General features: G+C 69.1%; 8 protein-coding genes. 4 read left to right on the forward strand and 4 right to left on the reverse strand.

Annotated elements, in window-relative coordinates:
• The first annotated feature begins 77 nt into the window (after positions 1–77).
• Positions 78–1193, forward strand: coding sequence for a phosphatase PAP2 family protein (locus ACEZDG_RS27580; RefSeq protein ID WP_380514285.1), 1116 nt, complete (start codon positions 78–80; stop codon positions 1191–1193).
• 195 nt (positions 1194–1388) lie between these two features.
• Here the strand turns inward: ACEZDG_RS27580 and ACEZDG_RS27585 are convergent, their stop codons facing one another.
• Entirely contained in the window at positions 1389–4478 is a 3090-nt protein-coding gene (locus ACEZDG_RS27585; RefSeq protein WP_380514442.1) for a bifunctional [glutamine synthetase] adenylyltransferase/[glutamine synthetase]-adenylyl-L-tyrosine phosphorylase, read from the reverse strand.
• Between the two features lie 157 nt (positions 4479–4635).
• Here ACEZDG_RS27585 and ACEZDG_RS27590 point away from each other — a divergent pair, with 157 nt between their 5' ends.
• The gene (locus ACEZDG_RS27590; RefSeq protein WP_380514287.1) at positions 4636–5934 is read left to right on the forward strand and encodes an acyltransferase family protein; all 1299 of its coding nucleotides are present in this window, start codon (positions 4636–4638) and stop codon (positions 5932–5934) included.
• Between the two features lie 724 nt (positions 5935–6658).
• On the opposite strand, the gene ACEZDG_RS27595 is transcribed toward ACEZDG_RS27590, so the two are convergent.
• Positions 6659–7198 (reverse strand): hypothetical protein, encoded by a 540-nt coding sequence (locus ACEZDG_RS27595; RefSeq protein WP_380514289.1) that lies wholly within the window; start codon positions 7196–7198, stop codon positions 6659–6661.
• A gap of 217 nt (positions 7199–7415) precedes the next feature.
• Positions 7416–19901: a LamG-like jellyroll fold domain-containing protein gene (locus tag ACEZDG_RS27600; RefSeq protein WP_380514291.1), complete on the reverse strand. Its 12486-nt coding sequence runs from the start codon at positions 19899–19901 to the stop codon at positions 7416–7418.
• A gap of 307 nt (positions 19902–20208) precedes the next feature.
• On the opposite strand from ACEZDG_RS27600, the gene ACEZDG_RS27605 reads away from it, so the two are divergent.
• Positions 20209–21495, forward strand: a complete 1287-nt coding sequence (locus ACEZDG_RS27605) for a S8 family serine peptidase (protein ID WP_380514293.1) — start codon at positions 20209–20211, stop codon at positions 21493–21495.
• A 24-nt stretch (positions 21496–21519) separates the two neighbouring features.
• Positions 21520–22053 (forward strand): hypothetical protein, encoded by a 534-nt coding sequence (locus tag ACEZDG_RS27610; RefSeq protein ID WP_380514295.1) that lies wholly within the window; start codon positions 21520–21522, stop codon positions 22051–22053.
• Between the two features lie 319 nt (positions 22054–22372).
• Here ACEZDG_RS27610 and ACEZDG_RS27615 read toward each other — a convergent pair whose 3' ends face one another.
• Positions 22373–23734: a glutamine synthetase family protein gene (locus tag ACEZDG_RS27615; protein WP_380514297.1), complete on the reverse strand. Its 1362-nt coding sequence runs from the start codon at positions 23732–23734 to the stop codon at positions 22373–22375.
• Positions 23735–23912 lie beyond the last annotated feature (178 nt).

A 23912-nucleotide genomic window follows, 5' to 3' on the forward strand; every position in this document is an offset into this window, starting at 1 on the left:
AGAGGGATATCGAGCAGCGAAATCCCCAACCACAGGGTGATCAGCTCCCGGGAGGCCGCATGGCAGACTACTGCCCCATGGGGGAACCGAAGCGGGACCACAAGGGCGTCACCACCGCAGCCGCGGTGCGTCCGTCCGACGACATCGCCCCCGACGGGACCACGGCAGGTACCGGCACCGGTCCGGAGGGCGGCCCGGTGGGCGGCTCGACGGGCGGCCGGACGGGCGGTTCGGGCGTCGGCTCGGTTGTCGGCTCCGCGGCCGGTGCAGCGGCCGGGACAGTGGCCGGCGCAGCCTCCGGCCCGGCGATCACCCCCGTGCCCGACCCCGCGCAGGCGTCACCCGAATGGCGGAGTCCTTGGTGGCAGCGCAGCTGGAACTCGCTGCGCGGACACTTCCGCTCCCCCGGGCGTCCCCGGCTGTGGTTCGAGCTGCTGCTGATCGCCGTCAGCTACTGGCTCTACTCCCTGGTCCGCAACGCCGTCCCGGAGATGCAGAACGAGGCCGAGCGGAACGCCCACAACGTCTGGCATTTCGAGCAGACCCTCGGCTTCGCCTGGGAGCGGTCGATCAACCACTCGGTCGACTCGGTCACCTGGCTGATCACCGGGATGAACTACTACTACGCGACGCTGCACTTCATCATGACCATCGGCGTCCTGGTCTGGCTGTTCCGACGCCAGCCCGGACGGTACGCGGCGGCGCGGCTCTCGCTCTTCGTCACCACGGCGATCGCCCTGTTCGGCTACTACTTCTACCCGCTGGCCCCACCCCGGCTGATGGACGGCGGCGACTTCATCGACACCGTCGCCAAGCACCACACCTGGGGCTCGATGGCCTCCGGCGACATGGCGAGCGTGTCCAACCAGTTCGCCGCGATGCCGTCCATGCACATCGGCTGGTCGCTGTGGTGCGGCCTGACCATCGCCTTCCTGGCACGACGGCGCTGGGTCCGGGTGCTGGGGCTGATGTACCCGCTGGCCACGCTGGTGGTGATCGTGGCCAGCGCCAACCACTTCTTCATGGACGCGGTGCTGGGCGCCTGCTGCACCGGCGTGGGCCTGCTGGCCTCCCGGCTGGTCTACGGCCGCTGGGTGTTCGCCTTCCCGCGTGATGCTGCGCCCTCGTCCCGTCCCAGCAGCGCGGACGACGACACCACCCCGACCCGCGAGCCGGTCGCCGCAGGCCGCTAGGCGCTGGGCGCTCGCCGCTGGGAGCGGTGCTCGGGGTTCGGGGTTCGGAGCAGTGCTCGGCAGCGAGAGCGGTGCTCGCCCTCAACCGAGAGCGGCGCTCTCCGTTGAGGGCGGTGCTCGCGAACGGCTGAGAGCGGTGCTCTTCACCAGGAGCACCGCTCTCAGCCGTAGAGCGCCGCCCTGACAAGGCGGATGTCACCCGTAGAACAAGGCTTCCACCACGGTGCGCGCGTCGCGCGCCCCGCGGCGGTAGTCGTCGACCATCTCGCCCGCGTGCCCGGCCGGGTAGCCGAGGTAGCGGGCGACCCCGGCCAGCTCCTGCGGGTCGCCAGGGAAGCTGTCCCCGGCCCGGCCGCGGACCAGCATCACCGCGTTGCGCACCAGCGAGGCCCGTACCCAGGCCGCCCGCAGCACCTCGGCCTGCTCCGGTTCCAGCAGCCCCGCCTCGACCGCCGCCGTCAGCGCGGCCCCGGTCCTGGTCGTCCGCAGCCCCGGCACCCGGTGCCCGTGCTGCAGCTGCAGCAGCTGCACGGTCCACTCCACGTCGGCCAGCCCGCCCGGGCCGAGCTTGGTGTGGGTGGTGGGGTCGGCCCCGCGCGGCAGCCGCTCCCGCTCCACCCTGGCCTTGATCCGCCGGATCTCCAGCAGCTCGGCGTCGCTCACCCCCTGCGCGGGGTAGCGCAGCGGGTCTATCAGTTCGACGAAGGCCGCCCCCAGGGCGGCGTCCCCGGCCACCGGCGCGGCCCGCAGCAGCGCCTGGCTCTCCCAGGTCCGGGACCAGCGCCGGTAGTACGCCGCGTACGAGGCCAGGGTGCGCACCAGCGGACCCTGCCGGCCCTCGGGCCGGAGGTCGGCGTCGATCAGCAGCGGGGGCTCGGTCGAGGGCAGCTGGAGCAGCCTGCGGACCTCCTCGAACACCGCGCGGGCGGCGTTCCCCGCCTTGGTCTCGTCCGCGCCGGGGACCGGGTCGTGCACCACCATCACGTCCGCGTCGCTGCCGTAGCCCAGCTCCCCGCCGCCGTACCGGCCCATGCCGATGATCGCGATCCTGGTGGGGATCGGCTCCCCCGCCCCGGCCTCCCAGGCCGCGATGCAGGCGCCGAGCGCGCCGCCCAGGGTGGCGGTGGTCAGGTCGGTCAGCGCGGTGCCGGACGCCTCGGTCGCCGCGGCCGGGGTGTCACCCAAACGGCCCAGTACGTCGGCCGCGGTCGTCCGGAACAGTTCCCGGCGGCGGACCGAGCGGGCCGCGGCCACCGCGGACGGCGCGTCCGCGGCGCGGCCCACCGCCGACTCGATCTCCCGCTCCAGCGCCTGCCGGGTGCGCGGCTGCAGCCCGTCCCGGTCGCCGAGCAGGGCGACCGCCTCGGGGGCGCGCAGCAGCAGCTCGGGGGCGAGCCGTCCGGAGGAGAGGATCCGGGCCAGGTTCTGCGCGGTGGCGCCCTCGTCCCGGAGCAGCCGCAGGTACCAGGGGGTGGAACCGAGGCTGTCGGAGACCTTGCGGAAATTGAGCAGGCCCGCGTCCGGGTCGGCCGAGTCGGCGAACCAGCCGAGCATCACCGGCAGCAGGGTGCGCTGCAGCGCCGCACGGCGGCTGACCCCGGTGGCCAGCGAGCGCAGATGGCGCAGGGCGTCGGCGGGGGCGCGGTAGCCGAGGGCGGCGAGCCTGGTCCTGGCCGCGGCGGCGGAGAGTCCGTTGAGTTCGATCCCGCTGGTCAGCCCGGCCTCCTCGGCGCCGAGCCGGGCCACCGCGTCCAACAGCGGCCGGTAGAACAGCTTCTCGTGCAGCCGGCGCACCTCGCGGGCGTGCCGGCGCCACTCCTGCCGCAGTTCCTCGACCGGGTCGGCGCGCAGCCCCAGCGAGCGGCCCAGCCGGCGCAGGTCGTCCTCACCGGTCGGCACCAGATGGGTCCGGCGCAGCTGGTAGAGCTGGATCCGGTGCTCCATGGCCCGCAGGAACCGGTACGCGGAGTCCAGCGCGGCGGCGTCGGAGCGACCCACATATCCCCCCGCCGAGAGCGCCGCTAGCGCGTCCAGGGTGGTGGAGCTGCGCAGTGTCTCGTCCGCGCGGCCGTGCACCAACTGCAGCAGCTGCACCGAGAACTCGACGTCGCGCAGTCCGCCGGGGCCGAGCTTGAGCTCGCGCTTGACCTCGGCGGCGGGGATGGCGTCGATCACCCGGCGGCGCATCTGCTGCACGTCGGGGACGAAGTTCTCGCGGTCGGCGGCATGCCAGACCATGGGGCTGACCGCGTCCACGTAGGCGCGGCCGAGCTCGGCGTCCCCGGCCACCGGGCGGGCCTTCAGCAGGGCCTGGAACTCCCAGGTCTTGGCCCAGCGCTGGTAGTAGGCGAGGTGGCTGCCCAGGGTCCTGACCAGGGGTCCGTTCTTGCCCTCGGGGCGGAGGTTGGCGTCGACCGGCCAGATCACGCCCTCCCGGGTGGTGTCCGAGCAGAGCCGCATCAGCCTGGCCGCGAGCCTGGTCGCGGCCTGGACGGCGAGGGCGTCACCGGCCCGGTCCGGCTCGCCGCCGGCCGGCCCGTCCGCCCCCTGCCCCTCCTGCTGCGGGCGGGGCTCCTGCGGGCGGGGCTCGGCGACGAAGACCACGTCCACGTCGGAGACGTAGTTGAGCTCATGGCCGCCGCACTTCCCCATCGCGACCACGGCGAGCCGGCAGGCCGCGGCCGAGGCCGGGTCCTCCTCGGCGGCGATGTCCAGGGCGGCCTGCAGGGTGGCCCCGGCGAGGTCGGCGAGTTCCGCCGCGGTCTGGCCGATCTGGGTGGTGCCGGTGAGGTCGCGGGCGGCGATGCCGAGCAGGCAGCGACGGTAGCCGGTGCGCAGGGCGTCGGCGCGGGGCTCGTCCGCGTGCTGCTCCCAGATGTGGGCGTAGAGGGTGCGCAGGAACTCCTCCGGGCCCGGGTGGATGTCGCTGAGCTCGAAGGTGACCAGGGCGTGCCAGTCGTGCGGGTGCCGGGCCAGGTGGTCGCCGAGGGCGGCGCTCGCGCCGAGCACGCCGAGCAGCCGGTCCCGCAGCGGCTTGGCGGTAGTGACGGTGTCCAGCAGCGTGCGCCGGTCGGCCGGGGCGCAGGCCTCGGCCAGCCGGGCCAGGCCCAGCAGCGCCAGATCGGGGTCGGCGGTCGCGGCGAGGGCGTCCAGCAGCACCGTGTCGGAGGCATGCGGCGCGAGCGCGGGCTCGGCCAGGCGGCGCACGGCGGCGTCCGGGTCGGTGAACCCGCGGCGGACCAGCCGTGCGGCCGGGTTGCTGCGCCGGGCGTGCCGGGCCGTCAGATCGGTCGCGCTGCTGTTGCCGTCCGCACTGGACAAGGCGGTTCCCCTCAGACGCCGGTTCGGATGCTCGAACAAGATCCGAGACTACGTGCCACGGGACCGTTCTTCCCCTCTGAACCCCCGTGACTCCTCCGGCGGCTCCGACGTTGTCCACGGCGTGGACACCCCCCGCACCGCCCCGCAACGCGACCGGCTGCCCTCGCTCACCGGGCTGCGGTTCTGGGCGGCCCTGCTGGTGGTGCTCTACCACCTCAGCCGCGAGTACCGGCCGCTGCCCTGGATCAGCCCGCTGGTCTGGTACGGCAGGGACGGGGTGACCTTCTTCTTCGTCCTCTCCGGCTTCGTACTGGCCTGGTCCTACGCGGGCCGGGGCGTCCCGGCGACGGTGTTCTACTGGCGCCGGCTGGTCCGGATCGGCCCGCTGCACCTGCTGGCGACCGGCTTCGCCGTGGCCGTGTCGCTGGCGCTGGGCGCGGCGGTGGCGCCGCGCGGCGTGCTGCTGTCGCTGCCGCTGCTGCAGGCCTGGACCCGCGGCACCTCGACGGCGGGCAACCCGGCCGCCTGGTCGCTCAGCGCCGAGGCCTGGTTCTACCTGCTGCTCCCGCTGCTGCTGCCGTTCCTGCTGCGGCGCCGCACCCGCACCCTGGCCGCCCTCGGCCTCGTCGCCTCCGGCTGCGGCCTGCTGCTCTGGCTGGGCCTCGGCCCGGTCGCGCCCCCCGCGCTGCGCGGCTGGCTGCTCGACTACTTCCCGCTCTCCCGCACCCCGCAGTTCCTCCTCGGCGCCGTCACCGGCCTGGCGGTACGGAGGGGGGCACGGGTGCGGGTGCCGGTCCCGGCTCGGGCGTGGATGCCGGCGCGAGTGCACGGCCGCCCGGCGCGGGTGCCGGTGGGCGCGGCCGTGGCGGGGCTGCTGCTGTGGCACCTGGCGCTGGTCCGCTGGCACCACGCGGTCCCCGACGGCCGCTGGTACGGCCCGTACAGCGCCTCGCAGTTGCTGGTCGCCCCGCTGTTCGCGCTGCTGATCGCGACCGCGGCCGGCCGGGACGCCGACGGCAGGACCGGACGCCTCGGCAGCCCCTGGATGCGCCGCCTCGGCCACTGGTCCTTCGCCTGGTACCTGGTGCACCAGACCTGCCTGCGCCTGGCCCTCGCCGCCTTCGGCCCCCCGCACGGCCCCTGGCAGACCCTGGGCGGCTGGCTCCTGGTCCTCGCCCTGAGCCTGGTCCTCGCCGCAGCCCTCCACACCTGGGTGGAACACCCCGTCGAGGCCCACCTCCGCACCCGCGGCCCAGGCGCCCACACCCCGCAGGCGGCGACAGCCCCGCCGCTACCGCACCCGCGGTCGCACCCCCTGCTCCCCGGCGCCCGGACGGCCCCGGACCACGCGGGCGCCCCCGACCACGCGGGCGCCCCCAGCGCCCTCAGCACAGCCCCAGGCCCCCGCCCACGGTTGTAGTCCCCCCGCCCGCCACCAGCCTCGGTTAGACCCCGACCATTTTCGTAGCAAGGCCGCGAAGTTAAGCGGTTTGTGGCGGTGTCAAGGGCTGCTGGTTGGTTCGGCGAGCTTGTAGGCCCCCGGGCCGGTTTTGCGTAGCATGGCCTGTTTGCTCCAGCGGAGCATCTGTTTCCGGAAGGCGTCGAACCCTGTCGCCCCGATCTCGACTGTCTGGGCGCTGTCGCGGGTGCGCCAGTCTCGCTGGGGGTCTGTTCGCAGGAGCGTGAGTACGCGTTCTCGGGTGCTGGTGCGGGCGGCGGAGTCCGGGTGGCGTCTCGGGGTCAGGCTGGAACCGGCGGGCTTGGGCGCCCCATGAGTGGGTTGGCTGGGTGGCGATCAGGGGCGGTATGTCGTTCGACTCGTGCACGGTGATCGTGACAGCGGTGATCTTCTGGCTGGTCTCGGGGCGGGGGTCGACGGGCCGGGATTGGTAGCGCGAGAGTGGGCATTTTGCGCACCTGCCGCCCACCCACCCGCAGCCCGGCCGCGACCACCGCCGTCGACTCCCCGGCCACGAAGCGCCCAGCCGCCTCCAGCCGCACCCATTCCCGCTGCACCTACCCCTTCCGCGACAGGCCACCACCCTGCGCATATCCCATGCAACCGGCGTACCGCAGGGATCAAGGAACGTCAGCCCCCCCGAACCGGCCATCACCCTTTCAACCTCAGCAGTCACAGAACGCATTCAGAGCTCAGGCCAGGGATTGAGCCACTCGCTTCTTAGGCGCCCCTCCTCTCTCCAGTGCATGAACCTGGGTGACTCCGGCGAGAAAAGCGCCACTGGAATATCTTCCGTACGACTTCGCAGCAAATATAGAAGGAAGTCAGCCATGCCAAAGCTGAAATCCGTACGGCTTCCAGTTCTTCCTACCACAGAAACTGTCCACTCGTTTGGATCTCTCCCTTCTGCGTTCCAAAAAACATATGCCGCCGCACAGTCTTCTCCCCACGCGACGCCGGGCCCCACACCATCCAGAAGATGAAGACCGTCTGACGTAATATCGCCAATGAACCTGGGAGGCCAAGAAGAATCTTCAATCAACACGGGGGAGCCGATGGAAAATGAATCATTGATAGCCCCTGGCCCATAGGCGCCCATGAAATCCATGTAGTCATCCGGGAAGCCATGGCCGAACCGCCGCGCAACGGCACTCCAGTTGATTTCATCTCGAACTGCCTCATCCGGCGGAAGGATATCGATCAGACGCAGCACGCTTTCATGCATTTCAGCTCTCCACCCCTGGAATTCCAGTACACTTGAACACGTTCCATAGAGGACTATATCACCAAGCTTCTCCCTGGCAAGCACCGAGGAAGTAGGCGTGCGCTAGCAATTGAAAGTGCGCACAGAGAGCCTCACGACGGGTCCGCCCTAAGTCTATTTCTCCAGAGCGATTATTCAGGCAAACTTGGATTTACACTCGCCTCACGGGGATCAATGACTATTGCGGTATAGAGCCATTACTTGCAGTAGACGCGCCAATATTGTGTGGGTAACCTGCGCTGTCATAGACGGAATTGCCAACCGTCTCATCCACGATGACTCCACTCACTGATCCAAACCCATATAGCATGAAACCCGTGGGTACCGTTCGAGATCCTCGATAGAGAGGAATGGCTTGATAGTAGACCACCTGGCCGCCTGATATACCCAACGCGGCAACGAGTTTTTCCTCCGCAACAGTCATCGGGCTCCACGTTGCGATTGCCTGCGCCGCGTTCGTCGCACGGCCACACGTGGCCAGATTTGCCTTGACGCCTCGTCCTCCCACTTGCTGTGGAATCAAGTGGCAGGCATTAATATTCTTCGACGAGTTAACACCCAGGTCATTGGTCACATAATTTTTAGCCCATTGATAGCCAGGGATACTTGTCTGCGCAGTTGTTCCTGATGCTATGCGCGTAAGGCAAGCATCTGCCCCGGTCGCTCGATTCCCCCTTTGAGGATCGGTTGCCCAATAGTCAATAATATTTGGACCGGTCGGCGAGCCGGTGAGGCACGAAGACTCTGGGTCACTGATCCCTGTAGGCAATCCCGTTGTTGGGTCAATGGCAGAAACTGCAAATGGATCCTGCTGAGTCGACCCATTTACACCCGCCTGGGCGTTGTGCGTACGGCTCGCCTCGGGGCCGTTCCCGTCACCGTTCTGGAGGGTCGTCACACAATGGTCAGCGGATGAAGCACATACCCGCGGCTTCTGCTTGTGCCAGTCGATTGGCGGTGGCGGAAGAATCGTCCTCGTCCTGCAGCTGCTCGCAGAAGCAGTCAACCCGAAATCACTTTGCAGTGCCCCTACTGCTGCCTCCCCGAAAAAGTCGCCAAACCCTTCGAGACCCTCAGTGAAGTCGCCGTAAAAGTCGAAGCCAAAATCAAACCCGTACGACGATGAACCATACTGGTATCCGCTGTACATCCATGAGTTGTAGTTGTAATCGGTGTTGTACATCCAACTGGTCGAGGAATCGTTTCCGTTCCAGGCGTAGTTGTGGTCGTAGTCGTAGGACGGGTAGTGCATTGCTCCGGACGGTGATCCGCTGCCTCCGGGGCCGTAGCCAGGGGATGATCCGTTTGCGCAGGGGCTGTTGCCGCTGGGGTCGGCGTTGCTGACGGGGTTGTCGTCGGCGTAGGCGTAGAGGTTGCCGTTGGCGCTGGTGGTGGGGTTGAGGGGTGCGGCGTCGCGGCTGGTGAAGTCGGCTGTGGCGGGGTTGTACCAGCGGCTGGCGGTGTTGACCTGGCCGGTGCTGGGGTCGGTCCAGCCGCCCTGGTAGCCGAGGTCGTGACCGGTGCCGGCGGTGGCGGTGGGCTGTCCCCAGGGGTCGTAGCTGGCGGAGCCCGCCAGGGCGGTGCCAGTACCGGTGAAGGTGCCGAGGAGGTCGCCGTGCGGGTCGTTGTAGGCGAAGGCCGCGCTGGTGCCGTTGCCGATCGAGGTGAGTTGGTCGGTGCTGCTGCGGGTGTAGTCCTCAGTGCCGTCGGAGCTGACCGCGTCGCTGGTGTCGTCGTAGGTCAGGCTGTCGGTGCCGGCGGTGAGCAGGCGGCCTGCCGCGTCGTAGGTGTAGTTCTGTGCGCCCTGGTTGGTGAGTTGGTCGAAGGCGTTGTAGCTGGAGGTCATGGTGGCGGTGCCGCCGACCGTGGTGCTGGCCAGTGTGCCGCGGGCTGTGTAGTTGTAGCTGGTGCTGCCGGCACTCTGGAGTTGGTTGCGCTGGTTGTAGGTGGCGGTGGTGCTGCCGCGCTGGGTCAGGTTGCCGTTGTCGTCGTAGGCGTAGTTGGCGGTGGTGGTGCCGTTGTTCCAGCTGTTGAGGCGTCCGCCCTGGTCGTAGGTGTAGGTGTTGCTGCTTGGTCCGGCAAGTCCGGTGGTGGTCTGGGACTTGACCCGGCCGGAGGGGTAGTAGCCGTAGGCCTGGGAGGCGATGGTGGTGCCGCTGCCGGTGGCGAGGGTGTTCTGGGTGACCTGGTGCAGGGCGTTGTAGGTGTAGTTCTGGGTGGGGCCGCCGGTGCCGTAGGTGGTGCTTTTCAGGTCGCCGTTGCCGTAGTAGCCGTACGTGAGGGTGGTACCGGTTACGGGGTCGGCGAGGGTGGCAAGTTGGCCGGCGTTGTCGTAGGTGAAGTTGGTGGTGCCGGTCTTGTCGGTGCGTGAGCTGACTTGGCCGTTGGTGTCGTAGAGGTAGGTGGCGTTGCCGGCGGGGCCGCTGGAGGCCCACAGTTGGCCGCTGTCGTCGTAGGCGTAGGTCTCGTTGCCGGTGGGGGTGGACAGGTTGGTGACGCGGCCGTCCTGGTCGTAGCCGTAGCTGCGGGCCGCGGTCGCGGATTCTGCTCCTGTGCCTGCCTGTGTGAGGAGGTTGCCGTCGGCGTCGTAGGTCGCGGTCTGGGTCACGCCACCCGGCTCGTCGATGGCGGTCGTCTCGCCGGCGGTGTCGTAGGCGGTGGTGTAGGTGCGGTCGGCGAGGCTCGGGTAGGCGGTGGTGGCGGGGTCGATGACGGACTCCGGCAGACCCAGGGTGTTGTAGGTGGTGTAGGTCGTGTTGAGGTTTCCGTCGGTGTAGGCGGTGGCGTTGCCGTCGGGGTCGTAGGTGTAGCGCGTGGTGATGCTGTGGCTGGCAGTCGTCGGCTGGACCTGTTGGACGATCTGGTCAGCCGCGTTGTAGCTGGCTGTGGTGGCGCTGGTGGTTCCGTCGTCCGCGGTGGTGGCGACCGAGGTCGGGTTGCCGTCGGCGTCGTAGCCCGTGGCGACGCTGGAGACGGTCTTCCCGGTGGGGTCGGTGACGGCGGCGGTGGCGGTATTGCCCGCCTGGTCGAACGTCGTGACGGTGGAGGAGCCTGTGTGGCTGCTGTCCGTGCCGGGCTCGGTCGCCTTGACCTGGTCGCCGACCAGGTCGTACCCGAAGGTGCTGGTGCGCTGCAGCGGGTCGGTGGCGCTGACGACCTCCTGGGCGGCGTCGAAGGTCGTGGTCCCGGTCTCCCCGTTGGGGGCGACTGTGGTGGTGCGGTCGCCCGCGTCGTCGTAGCCGTACGCCGAGGTGTGGACGCTGGCGGCACCGCCGGTCGAGGTGTGGCTGGTCTGGCGGATCAGCTGGGTGGCGGTGATCCGGCGGCCGAGGTCGTCGTAGGTGGACTGGGCGACGGCGCCGGTCGGGTCGGTGGTGGAGAGGATCTCTCCGTCCAGGTCGTAGGTGTTGCGTGTGACCGGTGCGGTGCCGTTGACGGCGGGCTCGTCGGTCTCGACGTTGTTGCCGAGCTGGTCGTACGTGGATGTGCTGACGCGGTCCAGTCCGGTGGGGTCCAGGGTCGTGCGCAGCGGGTGGCCAAGGGCGTCGTAGTCGGTCTGGACGACGGGGGTGACCGCGGTGCTGGCGCCGGGTGCGGTGTAGCTGTTGGCGGCGACGGACAGGTGCATCCCTGTGCTGTCGATGGTGTGGGTGTAGGTGGTGATGTTGCCGTCGGCGTCCTTGGTTTCGGCGGTCTCGCCGAAGGTGTCGTAGCCGGTGGCGGTGATGGCGCTCGTGCTGGCCGTGGTGGGCTGCCCGGTGCTGGTGTTGAAGGTGGTGGTGCTCACCGGTGGGGCGATGACCTGAGTGGGCCGCCCTGCGGCGTCGTAGGTGTAGCTGGTGGTGAAGTCGGCGGGGGTGGCGCCGCTTGCGTTGCCGTTGGGGCTGACACTGCTGACCACCTGGCCGGCCTGGTCGTAGCTGGAGGTGGTGACGGAGTTGGCGGGGGTGTTGACGACGGTGGTCTTGAGGGTGTCGCCGAGCGCGTCGTAGGTGTTGTCGGTCTCGCGGGTCTGGCCACCGCCGGTGGTCTTGGTGGACAGGACGTGGTTGTCGTTGTCGTAGGTGTAGCTGGTGGTGCGGTCCAGACCGGCGGGGTCGAGAGTGCTGCTGGTGAGGCGGGAGCCATCGTCGTAAGTGCTGGTGACGGTGGTTTTGCCGCCGCCGGTGGTCTGCTGGATCTGGTTGCCGGCCGCATCGTAGGTGTCGGACTCCTCGACGACGGTGCGCGTGGTGCCGGTGAAGGTCTTGGTCTGCGGGCTGAAGTCGTGGAACGCGTCGAGGTCGACTTCGGAGACCTTGTTGTCGTTGAAGTAGTACGTATGGGTCGTGCGGCCCATCGCGTCGGTGTCGGTGGCCAGACGCCCGGCGGGGTCGTAGGCGCGGGAGTCGATGATCTGCAGGCGTGCGGAGACCGGACTGTCGGGGTTGCCCGTGTAGTTCGTGATGGCGGTCTGCTGGAGCTGGCCCATCGGGGAGTAGCTGTAGCTGTAGTTGGTGCCCGCCGGGTCGGTCATGCTGGTGCGGTTGCCGTAGCCGTCGTAGCCGTAGCTGGTGGTGTGGCCGGCCGGGTCGGTGGTGGAGGTGACCAGGTCGTTGGTGGGGTTGGCGTAGACCCAGGTGGTGGTGCGGGCCTTGTCGTCGCCGGTGGCGTCGCTGACGGTCTGTCCGGTGTGGTTGCCGTCGTTGTCGTAGGTGTTGGTGGTCACCCGGGTGTGGGTGATGGCGCCGTTGACGGCGTCCGTGGTGGTGGGGTCGGTCTCGGTGAGCAGGTTGCCGTGGCCGTCGAGGGTGTAGGACGTGGTCGTGGTCTGCGCGCCGGTCGAGCAGTCGGTGCAGGTGACGGTCTGGCTGGCGATGCGGCCGAGGTTGTCGTAGGTGTAGCTGGTGGTCAAGCCCGAGGGGCTGACCGTGTGGTCCAGGTCCCCGTTGCTCTTGTAGGCGTACGAGGTCTTGTTGTTGTCGTAGTCGCTGGTGGTGGCGGGCAGGCCGGGGGGCTCGGTTCCGCCGCCGACCGCTGTTTCGGTGCCTGCGGTGTAGGTGTTGGTGGTGTTGAAGGAGCCGGTCATGCTGGGGAGATTGGTGTTGACCAGGTCGCCGATCGTGTCGTACCGGTAGCTGGTCTCGTAGGTGGAGTCGGTCGCGTCGGCGGAGCGGGCGTCGGAGGAGCTGACGATCTGGTCGTTGCGCGGGTCGAGGGCGTTGACGCTGTTGATGAAGTACGTGGCATAGCTGGTCTGGCAGTTGCCGGCGGTGCGGCAGGTGGTGGTGGAGACGGTGTTGCCGTCCGCGTCGTGGCCGTAGGTGGTGGTGTGGCCGTCCGCGTCGGTGACGGTGTACAGGTTGCCGTTGGTGTCGTAGCCGTAGCTGGTGGTGTCGCCGTAGGCATTGGTGGTGGAGAGGGCGCGGCCGCCGTTGTTGGAGTCGTAGCGGTAGGTGAGGGTGTTGCCGCCGGGGTCGGTGACGGTGGCGGTGGTGACCGGGGTGGGGTTGGCGGAGTTGCCCATGGCCGTGTAGTGGGCCTGGACGGTGGTCGCGCTGAGGGTGGCGGGATAGTAGGCGGCTTCGGCGATGGAGCCGTTGAAGTAGTTGGTGGAGGTCCCGTCCGCGGTGGGGGCGGCTGGCCAGAAGCTGGGGTTACTGGTGCCGGCGCCCAGGTAGACGTAGGGGTAGCCGTTGTACTGGAGAGTCCCCTTGGACTCGGTCGCGGCCTGGGCGCCGTCGAGGTAGAGGGTCTGGCTGCTGGTGGTGGCGGCCAGGACGGCCTGGTGCCACTTGCCGTCGGTGACGGTGCTGCTGGAGGTGAGCTGGTCGGCGGAGCCATTGCCGTCGCCGAACAGGCCGTGGAGCTTGCCGTCGGTGCCGACGTAGAGCGCCGGGTTCCAGTTGGTCGTGGCGCTGCCGAGCGGGTTGGACTGGTAGGAGTACAGGACGCCGGCCGTGCTGGTTTTGAACCACAGCTCGATGCTGGCGGGGCCGGTCGTGGGTGCCGCGGTGGAGGGAAGTTGCAGGCTGGAGCTGGTGCCGTTGAACGTGGCAGCGGCTTCGTCGGGGTTGCCGGAGGGGCCTGCGGTGTTGAGGGTGGTGTTGCTGTAGGTACCCGCATAGGGGTCGGGCAGGGAGGTGCCGAGCTCGTCCTGCGCGTACGAGGAGCCGGACGGATCGTTGAGACGCCAGTAGTCGGTCGCGCCGTCCTGGACGATGCGGGTGCGGTAGGCCTCGTCGGCGGTCATTCCGGTGCCGCCGGTGGCCGTGGTAGCGCTCTGGTAGTCAGCCGCGATGGTGGACGCGTCAACGGCGTAGCTGTAGCTGGCGAAGTCGGCGATGGACCCGTTCAGGTGGCCACTGGTGTCCGTCGGCGGGTTGGGCCAGCTGCCGTCAACGGTGCCGGCGCCGAGGTAGACGTCGCCCTGGCCGTTGTACTGGACGGTGCCGGTGATGGGGCTGCCGCTGGGCCGGCCGTCGAGGTAGAGCTGCTGGCTGGTCCCGGAGGCGACGAGCGCGGCCTGGTGCCACGCACCGTCAGTGACCGTCGTGGCCGAGACCGCGGGGGCAAGTGCACCGTTGAAGAACTCGCCGTGGAGCTTGTTGTCGGAGCCGACGTACAGCGCGGGGTCCCACTGGTTGGTGCCGGAGGTGTGCGCGGCACCGAGGGGGAAGGACTGGTAGGAGTAGATCACTCCAGGACTGCTGGTCTTGAACCACAGCTCGACGCTGTAGGGCGCTGCGGTGGGCTGAACGGTTCCGGGCAGTTGGACGGAGGAGCTGGTGCCGTTGAAGCCGGTGGCGGTGCTGGTGCCGGAGGCCCATGGCCCGGTGGCGCAGCAGGTGGTGTTGGTGTAGGTGCCGTGGTTCTGCTGGGCCAGGGTGGAGGAGACCAGTTCGCCGGCGGTGTTGCCGCTGGTGTCGTTGAGCCGCCAGTAGGCCTGCGGGTGGTAGTTGAGGACCGCGGTGTCGTAGAGGTTCTGCGGGGTGGAGGTGTTGGTCGGCTTGGCTGCGAGGGTGGTGATCTGGCTGGCGGTCAGACCCTGCGGGTAGACCGCGACGTCGGCGATGGTGCCGTTGAAGTGACCGTCGGGGTCGCTGGGGGCCGCCTGCCAACCGTCCGCGGTGCCGGCGCCGACGTAGACGTGTGCCGTGCCGTTGGGCGTGATGGTGCCCGCCAGCGTGCCCTGGGATGTTCCGTCCAGGTAGAGGGTCTGGGAGTTGGTCGAGGTGGCGGCCAGGGCGGCGTAGTGCCAGTTGCCGTCGGTCACCGTGGCCGTGGAGGTCAGAGTGGTGGCCTGTCCGGGGATGTAGAGCATCCCGTGGAGCTTGCCGTCGGTGCCCACGTAGAGGGCGGGGTTCCAGTGGTCGGTACCGGCGGTGTGCGCCTGCCCCACGGCGAAGGACTGGTAGGAGTAGAGGACACCGGCGCTGGTGGTCTTGAACCACAGCCCGATCGTGCCGGGTCCCTGGGTGGGCACGTTCGCGGCGGGCAGCTCCGTCCACGATGTCGCGCCGTCGAAGCCGGCGGCCGGCGCGGAACGCGTGGTGCCCTGCCCGTCGACGTAGTTGAAGGGGCCGGGCGCGGCGAGGGAGACGTTGGAGTAGGTGCCGTTGTCGGGGGTCGTGCGGTTGGCGTAGATCTGGTTGTCGGCCTGGATGCCGCTGCTGTCGGACAGGCGCCAGTAGCCGGAGGGGTTCGAACCCAGGACCGCGCCCCGGTAGTTGTCGGTGGAACCGGAGATGCTGGTGGGATTGAGCTTCCAGGTACCGCCGTTGGCGTCGGTGATCTGTGAGGCCCGGTCGTGGACCGCGTCGTAGGTCGCGGAGAACTTTGTCTTCCCGGACGGCAGCACGATCGAGGTCAACTCGGTCGCCGCGTGCTGGCTCGCCTGCCACTGCTGTGCGATCGCGGCAGCACCCAACGCACGCTGGTAGAGGGACACCTGGGCGATGTCACCGGTGAACCTCATGACGTAGCCGGTGTTGCCGCTCTTGCCCTGGTCCACCTCGTCGGGCCACACACCCCCGATGAAGCCCGCACCGATGTCGGTGTGCGGCTCCGCGATCGGCTGGACCTGCCACGTCGTTGATCCGGCCAGGGAGCCGTCCAGCCACAGCTGCTGCGCGTTGCCGGCCGCGGTGAGCACGACGTAGTGCCACTTGTTGTCCGTCACGGCGGCGCTGGAGCTCATGGGCATCGGCGCCGTCGAGGCCGTACCGGAGAACAGCCCCTGCAGCTTACCGTCGTGACCGACGTAGAGAGCAGGGGTGTAGGGGTGGCTGGTGGTGCCGGCAGTGACAGTGTCGTCAGCCTGGTACGAGAACAGCACCCCGTCCGGGGTGGACGTCTTGAACCACATCGCGACGGACACGTAGCTGTTCTTGGCAACCTGGTCAGGCAGGGTTATCTCGGAGCTGACGCCGGAGAAGCCGGCCACCTTCGTGGGCGAGCCCGGCAGCAGCGACGGTGATGGGGTCTCCCCCGTGACGCCGCGGACCCCGGCCCAGTCCATACCGCTGTGCAGCATGGACTCGTCAACAAGCTTGTCCGAGACCACATCGTTCAGGCTCCAGTACTGCACCGGCGCGGAATCCTGGACCGTGCTGGTGAAGTGCGAACCGGACGAGCTGCCGGAGGTGTAGTTGTAGGTCGTGCACGCGTTCTGGGTGTTGGTGCCGGTGGGCGGAGCGCACACCGTGTCCAGCTCGTCCGGGGCACTCGTGTTGTAGGTGTAGGTCCACGTCAGGGCGGTGCTGGTGTTCCCGGCCGTGACCGGGTCGGTGGTCACCTGCGTCACATGGGTCTTGGTGCTGTTCCAGGCGAAGTGCAGGGCGCGGCTGCTGGCGGTGTCGGTGACCGTGGCCAGGGTGCCGTCGATGTTGTAGGCCAGCGTCTGCGTGCGCCCGTGCTTGTCCGTGATCTTCGACAGCTGCCAGGTGGAGGATCCGGAGGCCTGCTGCGCGAATGTGTACACCGTCCCGCCGCGCTCGCGCAGGACCCAGCTGCCGTCGCTCTGACGGAACAGCTGCTCCGACTCCCCCGACGGCGAGGTGTACAGGTTCATGCCCGTCACCGTGCGGCTCGCGACGGTGTAGCTGGTGGCCGAGTGGTAGAGGTACTGCGCGCCGGTGGCACCGTCGGTGGCGATGAAGTCACTGGAGCTGTCGCCGGGGATGCCGTTGACACGGGAGAGTCCGTACGCCTGGCTCCAGCCGGTGGACAGCAGCCGGTTGGCACCGAGGACGCTGGTGCCGAGCGAGCCGGTGCCGGTGCCGGGATAGAGGTAGAGGCCGCCGCTCGGGCTGATCGCGATCAGTGATCCGGTGCCGGCGGTGCTGCCGGTGAAGTTGCCGCCGGTCAGCTGCGTGTATCCGCCGGTCCAACCGCTGCCGATCTGCACCCGGGTGCCCAGCGTGCCGTCGGTGTTGATCGGATACGCGAACAGGTAACCGGTGGAGGTCTGCACGGCGACCAAGTCCAGCTTGCCGTCACCGGACAGCGGCGGCGTGATCGTCAGCTGCGACATGGTACGCCAGTCGGTACCGTCGGTGACATCCGTCGGATCGCACTGGAACGGCAGGCCCGCCCCGAAACTGGTGCCCACACCGTAGGTCGAGCGGACAACTTGAGGGCAGGTGTTGCCCCACTCCCACAGCTTGCCCGTGCTCGGGTCCACGCCGACCAGGTCGCCCATCTCGGAGCCGATGAGATTCCCGGTCGGATTGGTGGGGAACTTGAAACCGGTGAGCCAGGTCAGACTCGCCCAGTTGCCGTTGGGTCCGCCGCTCCAGCCGTGGGACAGGCCCACCCGGGTTGCCGCGGAGAACGAAGGGCCGCTGTAGGCGTACAGGTCCCCGGCCGCGTCGTCGACGGCCACGATGTCGTCCGAGGTGCCGCCCGACAGGTCTCCGACGCCGGCGACGTTCGCGAGCGCGTAGTCGTTGCGGCCGAACCGCTGCACCCGGCCGTCCTGGCCGGTGACCTGCACGCCGCCCGAGCTGTCGCCGTCCAGTTGCAACTGCATGTCGTACGAGGAGGACCAGCCAGCGCCGAACAGGCCCGTGGTGCGCGGGTCGAGCGAGTTGTAGGAGCGTGTCACCGCGAGGCTGGGGCCGGTGACCTTGACGTTCGCGTCGGTTGCCGCCGTGGTGTAGTTGCCCACCTGCGGATCGAAGGGACGCCCGGACCCTGAGCCCTGCGCCAGCTGCGAGGTGAGGAGCGGCTGCTGCACCTGGGTGGTGAGCGAGGCCGGGTTCGACCAGGCGCTCGCGTTCTTGCTGTCGGAGACCGCCACGTCCCAGCTGTAGGTGGCGTTCCAGGCCAGTGTCCCGCGCGGCACCACCCAGGAGGTGGTTGAGACCCAGCCGGAGGAGGCCGTCACCGAGCCGGTCGGGCCGAGCAGCTGGAAGTCGTAGGTCAGGCCGGTGCCCGGGTAGTTGTCCGGGTCATGGGCATCCGCGTGGAGTTCGGGCATCAGCGAGCCGACGGTGGTGTTCGACAGCGGCTGCATGGCGTCGATCTGCGGCGGAATGTTCGCCGACGCCACCCAGGTGCAGTTCTGGAACGGCACCCCGTAACTGGTCTGCAGCGAGGTGGTGCCGTTCACGTACAGGTCCCAGCACAGCTGGTACGACTTACCGGGTGCGATCGCCGGGATGGTGCCGGTCATGGTGACCGAGCCGTTGGGTGCCACGGTGCTGGGGACCGCGGTCAGCGGGGCCGAGGTGGAGATCTCGTTCCAGCTCGCGTCGTACAGCCGGGCCTTCAGTTTCATGTTCGTGCTGGTCCACGACGACGTCCCGCGGTTGGTCAGCGTGACGCTCTGCGACCCGGTGCTGCTGGAGGTGGGCGGGATGTAGCTGGTCGGGGTGGAGTAGTCCGCCCCGTAGGCGCTGTAGGTCACCGACAGATAGGGCGGGTAGGACGAGGAAGCGCTGTTGAAGACCTTCCAGGCGTTGGTGTCGGACAGGCTCGCGGTCAGGGCGACACCGTAGTTCGAGCCGCCGTGCACCCAGTTCTCGACCAGCTTGGTGCCGGCCGCGGAGGCGTTGTCGCCCAGGTCGAACGGGATCCACACCGCGCCGCTGGTGCAGCCGTTCTGGTTGCTCTCCTTGAACGTGTCGTTGCCGAGGTTGGCCCCGAGCGCCACCTGGGAGGCCAGCGTGACCGTGGACGGGTTCCAGGACTCGGTGATCTCCCGGACGTTCACTTCGGTCGCGGTGGAGCACTGCGAGCCGTCGACAGCGTCGACGTTGAGGGTGACCTTCTCGATGTACTGGTTCTGCAGCGAGGACGAGCCGATCGAGGGGAACTTGAGGTAGCCGGTGGCCTGGTGGGTCCCGGAGTCGTAGGTGCCGACCTTGATGCTGACGTCGCTGGAGAAGTTCTGGTTGTACGGGGTCTCCACATAGGTGGACGTCGTGGTCTGCCCCTGTGTGGTTCCCGTGGTCGTGGGATCCACCCGGACCGGGAAGACACGCTTGGGGTCGTGCAGCCAGGACGCGTCCAGGCTCACCTGCAGCGCCTGCTGCCCACCAGCGGTGGTCGTGAGCCGGTAGGTGACGCCACCGGAGACCGCGCCGTCGCCGTGGTGGCCGGCGTCGCGCATGAAGCCGCGTGGGATGACCAGATCCACCTTCCCTGCGGAGTCGGTGAACACCACGTCCCCGCCCTTGTCGGGCGCGGCCGTGAGGCCGACAGTCTGCAGCGGGAACGTCCACACGGTGGGCGCGGTGGCGTCGTGCAGGACCAGGGTCTCCTTGATGGAGGTGGCCAATGCGTCGTAGACCACATCGGCGGACTGCCGCGCGCCGAGGTAAGTGACGGTGTTGCCACTGACCTTCGGCGCGACCGCCGAAGCCCCCTGCAGCGAGTAGGAGACCTGGTGGCCGGCGTCCAGGGACCAGGACACCACGGCCGGGTCGGCGGCCGTATTGGCGAAGCTGCTGCCCTGGTCGTCCGCACGGGCCGTCCAGCGGCCCGCCGCGTCCTGGACCAGGCGGGTGTCGATGTTCCCCCAACTGCCGTCGCTCTTGCGGAAGTGGACCGGGCGTGAGTACACGCGCATGGTCCGCGTGCCGTCCGCATTCTGGAACACCGACGTCGTCGCGGTGCGCAGCGAGGGGAGCTCCGACCCCGCGGGCGCCGCGCCGGGTATGCCCGCGCTCCCGGTGGCGTCGGGGGCGGCCTTCGCACTCGCGCCCTGGGGCTTGGCAGCGGCGGCGAGTTGCCGGTCCCGCAGGTCCCCCGGCGGCTGCGTGTGCGCGCCGGTCTGCGCCGCCAGTCCCGGACCCGACTCGCGTGAGGGTCCATGTCCTGCCGGTCCCGGAGCTGCGGGCAGTTCGCCCTTGCCTGGCTGGTGCTTCTTGCCGGTGCCCGCACCACCTGTCTCGGTGGCCGAGGCACCCACCTGGTGCTTGAGGTTCGACAGCGCCCTGCTCAGCTGCTGCGGCGTCACCGGGCTTCCCGCGCTGCCGGCGTGGGCGGCAGTGAACGCCTGGGCCGGCTGCGTCCCCAGCGTCACCACCACAGCGACCGCCGCCATGAGCGAGGCCCAGCGGCGAGGCCGCATCACCTTCGCGTCCAGCGGTGCCCGGGTGAACGCGCCGACCTCGCTCGCGCCGCGAAGCGCGCGCCGAAGACCGGTGCTGACCTGGGACGACAAGGAGCGGCTCACGCCGGAACCTCCACGGTGGTGCGGGCATGCGGAGGCCCCGCACGATCATTCTGTCGGCATTCGTACAGCAGCCCCACAGGCAATGTCGACTGATCGCTAAGGTGATGATCGGCCGTTTTGATCGCATAGTGGCCCATGCGTTCCGTGATCTCTTGTGCGACTCTTACCCACCGGGGGGAGTCCGTTCGCGCTGACCTGTCCGCATTCGTCAGATTTTGCGTAACTGCTGGTCAGCCCAGTGTTCGTGACGGCTCGTAGGCCGCGTAGCATCACTGCCCCGACCCCCGCCGAGCACTCCGGAGCAGCCGTGCACGACCCAATCAAGCGCCTGCCGTCGCCACGGCGGGTGCTCGCGGCGCTCGCACTCGTCCCCGCCGTCCTGCTCGGTGCCACCGGCGTCAGCCCAGCAGCAAGCCCGTCCCCCGGCCCTTCCCAGTCGCCTGAGGGCGACATCACGGGCGAGTGGCCGCTGCAAAGCGCACACTTCGACGCTCAGAAGATCTGGGCACTCACCCGCGGCCAGGGCATCACCGTCGCAGTCGTCGACTCGGGGGTCGCCGCGAACCACCCCGACCTGACCGGCCAGGTCCTGCCCGGTACCAGCCTGCTCGGCGACGGTGACGACGGACGCACCGACACCTCCAGCGAATCCCACGGCACCGCGATCGCCGCCCTCATCGCCGGCACCGGCGCCTCCGCCCACGGCAAAGGCATCATCGGCCTGGCACCCGACGCCAAGATCCTGCCCGTCCGGGTCACCAGCGGCAGCCAGGTCACGGCGCCACTGCTCGCCCAGGGCATCATCTGGGCCGCCGACCACGGCGCCCAGATCATCAACGTCTCCATCGGCAGCCCCACACCGGACCCCCTGCTCAAGCAGGCCGTCGCCTACGCCGGCCGCAAGGACGCGGTCGTAGTCGCCTCCGCCGGCAACAACGGCCAGACCGGCAACGAAATGCAGTACCCCGCCGGCTTCCCCGGCGTCGTCGCCGTCTCCGGCACCGACCAGAACCACGCCTTCTGGCCCACCAGCGCGTCCGGCCCCGACATCACCGTCGCCGCCCCAGCGGCCCAGATCGCATCAGCCGGCGACAACGGCCAGTACGTCCAAGCGGACGGCACCAGCTACGCCGCAGGCTACGTCTCCGCCGCCCTGGCCCTGATCCGCTCCCACAACCCCCACCTGACCGCCGGTCAGGCCATCGCCGCCCTCATCTCCACCACCCGCGACCACCACGCGGTGCCCGACGACCAACTCGGCTACGGCGAAATCGACCCCCTCGCCGCCCTGACCGCCCCGCCCGCCGCTTCGACCACGAACCCGCTGCTGGCGCCGCGTCCCACCGCCCCCACCGCATCGCCGACTCTGTGGGCAGGGCTCGGCGTGAGTGCTGTCGTCCTGCTCGCCGCAGGCGGGGTCTGGCTGTGGTGGCGACGCACTCGGCCCCGCCGACCGACTCCCGGCGCAGCCGCTCCCAGACCGGCAGCGGGCGAACGGCCAAGGAACGGCGCGAAGAAGAAAGGCCGCCCGACGTCAAACGCGTCGGCGACCGCCCCGCGCGCCCGCTCCACGTCCTCTGCCCGCCGCCGCTGACCAACCGACCGAACCGGAATCGCCATGCAGCCCCTGTTGCGCACCCTGCTCGCCCCCGGACGCCGTTGGACGACGGCACTGCTGACCGGCCTCCTGGTGCTAGCCGCCGGGGCACTCGTATGGGGCCTCACCGGTGGCAGCAGCGCACCGCCCCCGGTCGTCGCCGCCGACCTTTCGGGACGCCCGACCGCCTGTATGGCCGCCGACCAGGCCACCGCGAGCAAGAACCCGGACACCAAGCTGACATGGGCAGCGATGCAGCACGGCGCCCAGAACCGGAAGATCAACATCCAGCAGCTCGTCCTGCCCGCCACCAGTACCCAGGCCAAGCCCTACCTCGCCGGGCTCCTCGCCCAGCACTGCGACCTCGTCGTCACCATCGGCTCCCCCTTCGGCCACGCCATCCCCACGTCCGCCCACCTGGCCCCCACCACCCGGTTCCTCGCCATCGACGCCGGAACACTCCCCGCAGCCAGCGCACTCACGACGATCGACGGACCCTCAGCAGCCGCCACCGTGCAGGCAGCCGTCGCCGCACTGGCCACCCAGCACAGCTGACCACACCCGGCAAAGGCATCCGCCATGTGCTGGGCCACACGACGGCACCGCTGTCCCGGCGGCGGAATTCCACCACGACAACACGCACGCCACCTGAGTCTTCACGGTCACCGACCGCGGACCCGACAGCGTGGCCATCCTGCGGCCTGGATAGTCTGCTGACCTGACTCGACCAGGGCACACCCGCGGGCCGACCCCAGGGATCCTCTGTCGCCACCCTGGCAGCCTGACCAACCCCCGGAACGGAACGCTCGGGCCCGAGCGGACGACCACGGTTGCGGCCGTCCGCTCGGCTCTCCCGAACCGCACACAAACGTGGCTACAGCACCGGCAGGCTCTTGCGGAGTTCGAAGGGGGTTACCTCGGAGCGGTACTCCTCCCACTCCTGGCGCTTGTTGCGCAGGAAGAAGTCGAAGACGTGTTCGCCGAGGGTTTCGCGGACCAGGTCGCTGTTCTGCATCAGGTCGATGGCCTCGCCCAGGTTCTGCGGGAGCGGCTCGATGCCCATGGCGCGGCGCTCCATGCTGCTGAGCGCCCAGACGTCGTCGTCGGCGCCCGGGGGGAGTTCGAGGTTGTCGGCGATGCCCTTGAGGCCGGCCGCCAGGATGACGGCGTAGGCCAGGTAGGGGTTGCAGCCGGTGTCCAGCGAGCGGATCTCGACCCGGGTCGAACCCTGCTTGCTGGGCTTGTACATCGGCACCCGGACCAGCGCGGAGCGGTTGTTGTGGCCCCAGCAGATGTACGAGGGGGCCTCGCCGCCGGCGCCGGCCGAGCGCTGCGAGCCGCCCCAGATCCGCTTGTAGGAGTTCACCCACTGGTTGGTGATCGCGGCGATCTCGGCGGAGTGCGCGAGCAGTCCGGCGATGAAGGAGCGGCCGACCTTGGACAGTTGGAACTCGGCGCCCGCCTCGTGGAAGGCGTTGCGGTCGCCCTCGAAGAGGGAGAGGTGGGTGTGCATGCCCGAGCCCGGGTACTGCGAGAACGGCTTGGGCATGAAGCTGGCGTGCACGCCCTGCTCCAGCGCGACCTCCTTCATGACCGAGCGGAAGGTCATGATGTTGTCGGCGGTGGACAGCGCGTCCGCGTAGCGGAGGTCGATCTCCTGCTGGCCCGGGGCGCCCTCGTGGTGGCTGAACTCCACCGAGATGCCCATCGACTCCAGCATGGTGATCGCCTGGCGGCGGAAGTCGTGGCCGACACCGCGCGGGGTGTGGTCGAAGTAGCCGGACTGGTCCGCCGGGGTCGGCACGGTGCCATCGCCCGGGAGGTCCTTCAGCAGGAAGAACTCGATCTCGGGGTGGGTGTAGAAGGTGAAGCCCAGCGCGGCGCACTTCTCCAGCGTCCGCTTCAGGACGTAGCGCGGGTCCGCGTAGGACGGGGAGCCGTCCGGCATCAGGATGTCGCAGAACATCCGCGCCGTGCCCGGCGACTCGGAGCGCCAGGGGAGTATCTGGAACGTCGCCGGGTCCGGCTTCGCCAGCATGTCCGACTCGTAGACCCGGGCGAAGCCCTCGATCGCGGAGCCGTCGAAGCCGATGCCCTCCTCGAAGGCCTGGTCGAGCTCGGCGGGGGCCACGGCGACCGACTTCAGAAACCCGAGGACGTCCGTGAACCACAGTCGGACGAACCGGATGTCACGCTCTTCGAGTGTGCGGAGAACAAACTCCTGCTGCTTGCCCATGGCGACAGTCTCACCTCTGCTCTTTACGATTACGTTACGTGAAAGCGGCCACCAGGGGCAGTACTCCGGGCGCTGACTTGTCCGCTGGTCGCATCATCGCAGATTCGGCGCGTAGGGAAAGTCCGCATACGGACCCGTGTGCGGGTCCGCACCCGGCTGTCAGCCCGTGTCAACCCGT

The sequence above is a fragment of the Streptacidiphilus alkalitolerans genome, from assembly GCF_042511045.1.
GTDB lineage: Bacteria > Actinomycetota > Actinomycetes > Streptomycetales > Streptomycetaceae > Streptacidiphilus > Streptacidiphilus alkalitolerans.